This is a genomic window from Chamaesiphon sp. VAR_48_metabat_135_sub (assembly GCF_031418915.1).
Lineage (GTDB): Bacteria > Cyanobacteriota > Cyanobacteriia > Cyanobacteriales > Chamaesiphonaceae > Chamaesiphon.
On record NZ_JANOJV010000077.1, the window covers coordinates 1 to 6,569 of the forward strand.

The 6,569-nt window shown below is 43.9% G+C and carries 15 protein-coding genes; 10 read left to right on the forward strand and 5 right to left on the reverse strand.

The window, feature by feature from the left end; all coding sequences use genetic code 11:
* Nucleotides 1-69 precede the first annotated feature (69 nt).
* From RMO55_RS06145 to RMO55_RS06155, 3 genes are all read left to right on the forward strand, one after another.
* Nucleotides 70-318, forward strand: a complete 249-nt coding sequence (locus RMO55_RS06145; RefSeq protein WP_310424892.1) for a hypothetical protein — start codon at nucleotides 70-72, stop codon at nucleotides 316-318.
* Nucleotides 319-483: 165 nt separating this feature from the next.
* Nucleotides 484-678, forward strand: a complete 195-nt coding sequence (locus tag RMO55_RS06150) for a hypothetical protein (RefSeq protein ID WP_310424894.1) — start codon at nucleotides 484-486, stop codon at nucleotides 676-678.
* Entirely contained in the window at nucleotides 668-1,012 is a 345-nt protein-coding gene (locus tag RMO55_RS06155) for a type II toxin-antitoxin system PemK/MazF family toxin (protein ID WP_310424896.1), read from the forward strand. Before RMO55_RS06150 ends, RMO55_RS06155 begins: the two co-directional genes overlap by 11 nt.
* A gap of 24 nt (nucleotides 1,013-1,036) precedes the next feature.
* On the opposite strand, the gene RMO55_RS06160 is transcribed toward RMO55_RS06155, so the two are convergent.
* Nucleotides 1,037-1,207: a hypothetical protein gene (locus RMO55_RS06160; RefSeq protein WP_310424898.1), complete on the reverse strand. Its 171-nt coding sequence runs from the start codon at nucleotides 1,205-1,207 to the stop codon at nucleotides 1,037-1,039.
* Nucleotides 1,208-1,361: 154 nt separating this feature from the next.
* Here RMO55_RS06160 and RMO55_RS06165 point away from each other — a divergent pair, with 154 nt between their 5' ends.
* The 6 genes from RMO55_RS06165 (at nucleotide 1,362) to RMO55_RS06190 (ending at nucleotide 3,979) form a co-directional block, all read left to right on the forward strand.
* Nucleotides 1,362-1,604, forward strand: a complete 243-nt coding sequence (locus RMO55_RS06165; RefSeq protein WP_310424900.1) for a ribbon-helix-helix domain-containing protein — start codon at nucleotides 1,362-1,364, stop codon at nucleotides 1,602-1,604.
* Nucleotides 1,589-1,924, forward strand: coding sequence for a type II toxin-antitoxin system PemK/MazF family toxin (locus tag RMO55_RS06170; RefSeq protein ID WP_310424902.1), 336 nt, complete (start codon nucleotides 1,589-1,591; stop codon nucleotides 1,922-1,924). The genes RMO55_RS06165 and RMO55_RS06170 overlap by 16 nt, the downstream gene beginning before the upstream one ends.
* 123 nt (nucleotides 1,925-2,047) lie before the next feature.
* Complete coding sequence (locus tag RMO55_RS06175) at nucleotides 2,048-2,296, forward strand: DUF4926 domain-containing protein (RefSeq protein WP_310424905.1); 249 nt, start codon at nucleotides 2,048-2,050, stop codon at nucleotides 2,294-2,296.
* A 34-nt stretch (nucleotides 2,297-2,330) separates the two neighbouring features.
* Nucleotides 2,331-2,531 (forward strand): hypothetical protein, encoded by a 201-nt coding sequence (locus RMO55_RS06180; RefSeq protein ID WP_310424907.1) that lies wholly within the window; start codon nucleotides 2,331-2,333, stop codon nucleotides 2,529-2,531.
* A 262-nt stretch (nucleotides 2,532-2,793) separates the two neighbouring features.
* Entirely contained in the window at nucleotides 2,794-3,381 is a 588-nt protein-coding gene (lepB, locus tag RMO55_RS06185) for a signal peptidase I (protein WP_310424908.1), read from the forward strand.
* A 223-nt stretch (nucleotides 3,382-3,604) separates the two neighbouring features.
* Complete coding sequence (locus RMO55_RS06190; protein ID WP_310424910.1) at nucleotides 3,605-3,979, forward strand: hypothetical protein; 375 nt, start codon at nucleotides 3,605-3,607, stop codon at nucleotides 3,977-3,979.
* A gap of 76 nt (nucleotides 3,980-4,055) precedes the next feature.
* On the opposite strand, the gene gmk is transcribed toward RMO55_RS06190, so the two are convergent.
* Nucleotides 4,056-4,610, reverse strand: coding sequence for a guanylate kinase (gene gmk / locus RMO55_RS06195; protein WP_310424917.1), 555 nt, complete (start codon nucleotides 4,608-4,610; stop codon nucleotides 4,056-4,058).
* 90 nt (nucleotides 4,611-4,700) lie between these two features.
* Here gmk and RMO55_RS22175 point away from each other — a divergent pair, with 90 nt between their 5' ends.
* Nucleotides 4,701-4,766, forward strand: coding sequence for an HNH endonuclease (locus tag RMO55_RS22175; protein ID WP_396134192.1), 66 nt, complete (start codon nucleotides 4,701-4,703; stop codon nucleotides 4,764-4,766).
* Nucleotides 4,767-4,864: 98 nt separating this feature from the next.
* Here the strand turns inward: RMO55_RS22175 and RMO55_RS06200 are convergent, their stop codons facing one another.
* Genes RMO55_RS06200 through ndhC form a run of 3 tightly spaced genes read right to left on the reverse strand, consistent with a single transcriptional unit; the run spans nucleotide 4,865 to nucleotide 6,475 of the window.
* The gene (locus RMO55_RS06200) at nucleotides 4,865-5,404 is read right to left on the reverse strand and encodes an NAD(P)H-quinone oxidoreductase subunit J (protein ID WP_310424912.1); all 540 of its coding nucleotides are present in this window, start codon (nucleotides 5,402-5,404) and stop codon (nucleotides 4,865-4,867) included.
* Entirely contained in the window at nucleotides 5,397-6,122 is a 726-nt protein-coding gene (locus tag RMO55_RS06205) for an NADH dehydrogenase subunit K (protein WP_310424914.1), read from the reverse strand. The genes RMO55_RS06200 and RMO55_RS06205 overlap by 8 nt, the downstream gene beginning before the upstream one ends.
* A complete protein-coding gene (gene ndhC, locus RMO55_RS06210) occupies nucleotides 6,113-6,475 on the reverse strand; it encodes a photosynthetic/respiratory NAD(P)H-quinone oxidoreductase subunit C (RefSeq protein ID WP_310424915.1) in 363 nt (120 codons plus the stop codon). Before ndhC ends, RMO55_RS06205 begins: the two co-directional genes overlap by 10 nt.
* Nucleotides 6,476-6,569: the final 94 nt, after the last annotated feature.

The following is a 6,569-nucleotide window of genomic DNA, read 5'->3' on the forward strand; positions in this document are numbered from 1 at the left end:
TGATCGATCCTTGTTGCCTAAATGTGGGAATGGTAAAATTGAATCATATTCAATCTGCCCCATCACATCATGAGTACGACCCCGCAAGGCGGACGCTCCGCGATCGAATCGATAGTCCAAGAACTAGAGAAAATCACCGAACCAATGCAACTGAGCGTCCTAGCGTTTATTCGCTCTCTTGATGGATCGGCTACCCCTGAGAATCATCATCCTTCAGAACTACCTCCAAGAACTTTGGGGCTAAATCGCGGCGCAATGAAAATGAGCGATGATTTCGATGAACCACTACCAGATGAATTCTGGCTCGGCGAAAAATGAGATTCTTTCGATTGTTTGCTAATTGCTCAATCTCAAGTCGAAAAAATGACTTTAGCTACTGTAAATGGTGCTTTCGATCGATATGAGATCGATCGGCTCTAATCTAATAGCTCAAACAGCTTGAGTGGTGTTATGCTGTGAATATATTGAGTAAGGAGAGAAACAATGACTCCTGTTGTACAAGATTTCTTAACTACATTCGATCGACTGACAGACTCAGAGCGACTGGATTTAGCATCAGAGATTTTAAAGCGGACAGCTTATCTAGACTTCCCACCATTATCCGACGAGGATTTGGTGCTAATTTCAGAGGAAATTTTTTTACAGTTAGACGAAGAAGAAGCTGCGTATGAATCCTAATCGGGGTGAAGTTTGGTTGGTCGATTTGGGTTCCGTGGCAAAAGTTAGACCATGTTTAGTTGTGAGTATTCCAGCGTTAGATCGTGACAGGGCATTAACAACACTCATTCCACATACAACAAGTTCACGAGGTTCGAGATTTGAAGTCGATATCGCCGTGAAATTCTTGCGATCTGGTGCCTTTGATGTCCAAAACATTATTACAATCCCTCACGCAAAACTGATCCGTAAATTAGGAAATGTCACTTCAGATCAATTGGGTGAAGTAGAAGAAATAATTCTATTTTGGTTGGGATTTAAAGATTCAGAGTCTGATGAAGAGGATGAGGATTAAGTGCTGGAACTAGAAAAAATGACTTTAGCAACTGTAGATGGTGCTTTCGATCTTGAGATCGATCGGCTTTAGTCTCGATCGATCTGTGGGTAACTTATAAATGACTTTAGCCACTGTGGATGGTGCTTTCGATATGGGATCGATCGGCTTTAGTCTCGATCGATCTGCTGGTAACTTATAAATGACTTTAGCCACTGTGGATTGTGCTTTCGATCTTGAGATCGATTCTCTTTCAGAGACGCTACGCGAACGGGTTTAGTCTCGATCTATGCTGATTCGATCGGTAATTGACAACAAAGTTTTTGAAATGGTATGATAAATCATCATACCATTTGATTTCTGACCATCTATGGCAACTAACAAAGTCGCAATCACGATCGACTCAGACCTATTATCTAAAGTAGATCTATTAGTCTCACAAAGAGTATTTCCCAATCGGAGCAAAGCAATCCAAGAAGCATTAACTGATAAACTCTCCCTATTGCGTCAAACTCGGTTAGCGAGTGAATGTGCAAAACTCGATCCACAAATAGAACAACAATTAGCAGAAGAAGGGATCGAAGGAGATTTAGCTCAATGGCCAACATACTAAGAGGAGAGATCTGGTGGGCAAATCTCAATCCCACACGCGGACGCGAACAATCGGGTACTCGTCCAGTATTGATTATCAGCCAGGACATATTCAATCGGCATTCGGGAACAGTAATTGCTCTGGCTCTGACGAGTCAAGCTCCAAAGGCTGAGTTTCCGCTGACTTTTTTAATTGAATCAGTGGCTTTACCAAAACAGTCTTGGGTAAAAATTAGCCAGATTCGGACGTTATCAATAGATAGATTGGGCGATCGAATCAGCCAAATTTCTCCAGAGGAGCTAGCTGTAATTGTTAGCGGATTAAATGAAATTGTCGGTTAAATAATTGCTGATGACTTTTTGGTGTAAATGGTACGATCCTGTCAGTTATTACCGTTTGGCTAGAAAGACAGGTCGATGGTAAATTTCAATTCGTGACACTTAAACCTAGTAAGGGGTGTTAATATGACAATGGAATTAGATCGAGAAGTCTCATTAACTCGCGAATTACCAGAATATGGACTCAGAGCCGGAAATATTGCAACGTTAGTCGATTTTGTCCCTCATCCAAGTAATGGCGAAGAAGGCTGCGTATTAGAAATTTTCAATGCGATTGGTGAATCTTTGACAGAGATTGCGGTGCCCATTTCTGCGATCGAAACCTTACGCTCTGATGAAATTTTAGCAGTTCGCACTTTAGCAAAAGTAAGCTAATGCCAACGAATCGATAGTGCTGGAACTAGAAAAAATGACTTTGGCAACTGTGTATGGTGCTTTCGAGATGAGAGCGATCGGCTCTAGTCTCGATCGATTACGGCACACCACGCGATCGATGCTGATGATTTTAGTGCTTTTGGTGGTGAGCTTTGAGGATTCGATTCGATCGTCAGGCTCGATTTCTGACAGTTTGATCGATAATCGCCAAAACAATACGTCCGCTAGTAATTGACATTTGGTGATTCGATTGGGAGCGTGTCACTTTTGCGATGAGTATAAATACTCATCAACTCAAATACGATAATCTATAGAGCTTTTGCAGTATCTACATTCTTGACTTCACATTTGTGCATTTGTCCAGATCTGCAAAAGTGACACGCTCCCATTCCTCTCGACTCGATCCACTGGGCTATAGCGTACAGATCCGCCAGGATAAACTCACGTTAAAATAACTCGTAAGTCGTAAGCGATGAACAATTAAAATCACCTACTGCATGAAGACTAATCCCAAATCTAAACCAGAATCAACATCGCCTCAACCATTATTGGTGCAATGGTGGCAACAATGGGCCGAGAATATCAAAATCTTAGTTCTGGCGTTAGGATTGGCTTTCTTTATTCGGACATTTATCGCCGAACCACGCTATATTCCCTCAGAATCAATGTTACCAACATTGGAAATTGGCGATCGATTAATTGTCGAAAAGCTCTCTTACTATAGTCATCTACCCCAACGCGGAGATATCGTAGTATTTGAGCCACCCCCACAGCTACAATCACAAGGTTATTTGGTAGATCAGGCTTTTATCAAACGAGTTATCGGCTTACCTGGAGATACTGTAGAAGTTAAAAATGGTCGCGTCTCGATCGATCGACAGGTATTAACCGAAGCATATATCGCCGCACCACCTAATTATCTCATGTCCCCGATCGTCGTGCCGCCAGAAGAACTCTTTGTGATGGGCGACAATCGCAACAATAGCAATGATTCTCATATTTGGGGATTTTTGCCCAAAGCGAATGTTATCGGTCATGCTTGCTTTCGATTTTGGCCCCTGGAACGCTTGGGTGGTATGAGATAAGCCTAAAAAAGATCGATAATCAGTTACCCAAAGATCGATCTAAAATACTAAAAACCCGATTTCCCTTAGTAATGAAGTCTCAGTATGAAACCAGCACGACTGACAAAATATTGTTGAATGTTGGTTGCTTAATTGATTAATCTAGATAAGCAGAACCAATCTTCTGCCTCAAACATAACTCGCCTGCAATCTGTCAGGTGTCAGCCATTTTAAGGAGTTTCGCTTGTATTATCCTCAAGATCCCCCATATTTCATTTTATTTGCTGGTTTAATTGCTGGAATCGCTTGCGGTGCAGCCTTTGATGCCACTTTACGTCAAAATGCCAAAGCTTGGTCGGCAAATCGCACCAACCTCAGTCTGGCTAAAACCGATGATATTACCTTACGATTGCCCTTTTTGGGGATCTGCTTGGGGATTATTTTCTTTCTTTCTGCTGGCTTGGAGATCTTCGGATTTCCCACTTGGCTAGCCTACAGCATTGCCCTACCGTTGACGCTATTTATTGCCATCTTGTTGTGGTTTCAACTTCAGGTAGTTTTCAAGCAACTAGATCGCGGTGGTTCGCCTGCACTAGATTTAGACTCTTGGGAGGAGTAATTGGGAGAGGGTGATTGGGGAATGGGGGGATGGAGAAGATCAAAATATTTCCACCCTTTACCCCTTAAACTTTCCCCTACTTACCTTGAGCTACCAACCCCTCTAACTCACCCAACGCTGTTTGGAAATCGTCATTGATAATCTGATAATCAAATTCACCTTGCGCGGCGATTTCCACTTTAGCTTGCTCCAAGCGGCGGATAATGGCATCTTCGCTATCAGTGGCGCGTTCGCGAATCCGAGCTTCCAGCGTTGTTAGATCTGGTGGGAGGATAAAAATTCTCAACGCGGTGGGAAAAATCTTAGCGACTTGTCTCGCGCCAGCTAATTCAATCTCTAAAATCATCGATTCACCTCGATCGATTCGACCTCGAACTGGTTCGATCGGGGTACCATAATAGTTACCTGCAAACTCTGCCCATTCTAACAGTGCTCCAGCCTCGATCGTCGCCTCAAATCGATCTCGAGGATAGAAGTAGTAGTGAGTGCCATCTACCTCGCCTTCACGGGGCGATCTGGTGGTAGCAGAGATAGATAAATATAGTTCTGGATGTCTCTCTAATAAAGCTTTGAGTAATGTCCCTTTACCGACGCCACTAGGTCCAGTTAAAACTATCAGTCTACCCGTCATATCTAGCTTGGAAATTGCGTTGCGATCTGCATTATACTCGATCGACACTCAGCGATCGTTTCAATTGGGGATTTTGGATCTAAATTATGAATAGATAATTTACAAAGTCTATGCTTTGATTGCAATCGAGGAAAGGGCGCAAGAATCATCAAATAATCGAGCGATGGCAAAAGTAGGGGCAATTCATGAATTGCCCCTACTTTTGCTATCGCGACACCATAAAAAATCCCCGCTCCATAGCGAGGAAAATAAATTTAATGAGCGTCTTGAAGCTCGTAAAAATCAGGCGAAACATAATCCTTCCTGAGTGGATAACCTACCCAATCTTCCGGCATTAATACCCGCTTGAGATTGGGATGTCCGTCGTAGACAATCCCATACATATCAAAAGTTTCCCGCTCCTGCCAATCAGCAGTTCGCCAGATCCAATACACCGTTGGTACCACTGGATTTTCGCGGGGTAAGAATACCTTGATTCTCACTTCCTCTGGTTGCACAGCATTATCACTCACCTTTGTTAAGTGATAAAAGCTGACCAAATCATCACCAGGAGCGACATCATAACCACCCTGACATTGAAGATAGTTAAACCCATAGGCATATAACGCCGTCGCCACAGGTAATAGGAATTGAGCTTCAACGCGGATCACTTCGACGTTCTGAGTGTCATTATCCATCGCTACATGGTCGATAAAGCCATTCTGGGTCAACCATTGAGAGATTTTGCCCGCAGGGACGATGGGTGCGGCTGCTGGGGTAATTTCAGCGGTTTCCTTGGTTTCTTCCTCAGCCACGTTTCACCTCCTGTTTTTGAGTGGTGACTAGAGCGGGTTGCACGGGCATTCCCATTGCAGCGGCGATTTCTGCTGGGGGATTGATGTGTGTCCCTGGTTGAAGATAGGCACCTGTCAAAATCTGCGGTACGACTTTCATATTATGAGTCGTACTGTAATAGCGGTGAGTCTGATTGAGCAGACTCCGCTCTTGCATCGATTCGTTGGCGATTTTTTTCCGCAGCTTGATGATCGCATCCATCACCGCTTCTGGGCGGGGGGGACAACCTGGGAGATAAACATCGACAGGGATCAGTTTATCTACACCCCGCACGGCAGTAGGTGAGTCGGAGCTAAACATCCCACCTGTAATCGTACATGCACCCATGGCAATCACATACTTGGGTTCGGGCATCTGTTCGTAGAGACGCACCAATGCTGGAGCCATTTTCATGGTAATCGTTCCAGCCGTAATCAATAGATCTGCCTGACGAGTACTCGCACGGGGTACCAGTCCAAATCTGTCGAAATCAAACCTAGAACCGATCATTGCTGCTAATTCGATGAAACAGCAGGCTGTCCCAAATAGCAACGGCCACAGGCTGGATAAGCGCGACCAGTTGTAGAGATCGTCTACCGTTGTCAGGATCACATTTTCCGATAAATCTGTCGTCACTTGCGGACGCTCGATCGGACTGGAAATGAGATCGGTATCATTGATATTATTATTTATGACCATTCTAAGGCTCCTTTGCGCCAAGCATAGACCAGCGCAATCACGAGAATTGCGATAAAAACGAGAGCTTCAATAAAAGCGAGTAAGCCTAACTGACTAAACGCCACCGCCCACGGGTATAAAAATACTGTCTCTACGTCAAAGACGACAAAGACCAGGGCAAACATATAATAACGAATATTAAACTGAATCCACGCACCGCCGATCGGTTCCATCCCCGATTCGTAAGTCGTGCGTCTTTCTGGGCCACCATTAGCCGGACGCAACAATTTCGAGGCAGATAGAGCTAAAATCGGTACTAGGCTACATGTCAGCATGAAGCCGAGAAAGTATTCATAACCGTTTAGGACAAACACAGATTATTCATAGTCATTAAAGAATAACGGTCAATCTCCCAGCCTTTGAGCAGTTAGAAGCTAAAACCTCAAACCTCATTGTTCACAGACGTGA

Coding starts and splice junctions, on each gene's coding strand:
- RMO55_RS06150 (WP_310424894.1), top strand. CDS start 484: ATGACTCCTGTTGTACAAGATTTCTTAACTACATTCGATCGACTGACA.
- lepB (WP_310424908.1), top strand. CDS start 2,794: ATGAAGACTAATCCCAAATCTAAACCAGAATCAACATCGCCTCAACCA.
- RMO55_RS06170 (WP_310424902.1), top strand. CDS start 1,589: ATGGCCAACATACTAAGAGGAGAGATCTGGTGGGCAAATCTCAATCCC.
- RMO55_RS06205 (WP_310424914.1), bottom strand. CDS start 6,122: ATGGTCATAAATAATAATATCAATGATACCGATCTCATTTCCAGTCCG.
- RMO55_RS06145 (WP_310424892.1), top strand. CDS start 70: ATGAGTACGACCCCGCAAGGCGGACGCTCCGCGATCGAATCGATAGTC.
- RMO55_RS06165 (WP_310424900.1), top strand. CDS start 1,362: ATGGCAACTAACAAAGTCGCAATCACGATCGACTCAGACCTATTATCT.
- RMO55_RS06175 (WP_310424905.1), top strand. CDS start 2,048: ATGACAATGGAATTAGATCGAGAAGTCTCATTAACTCGCGAATTACCA.
- RMO55_RS06180 (WP_310424907.1), top strand. CDS start 2,331: ATGACTTTGGCAACTGTGTATGGTGCTTTCGAGATGAGAGCGATCGGC.
- RMO55_RS06155 (WP_310424896.1), top strand. CDS start 668: ATGAATCCTAATCGGGGTGAAGTTTGGTTGGTCGATTTGGGTTCCGTG.
- gmk (WP_310424917.1), bottom strand. CDS start 4,610: ATGACGGGTAGACTGATAGTTTTAACTGGACCTAGTGGCGTCGGTAAA.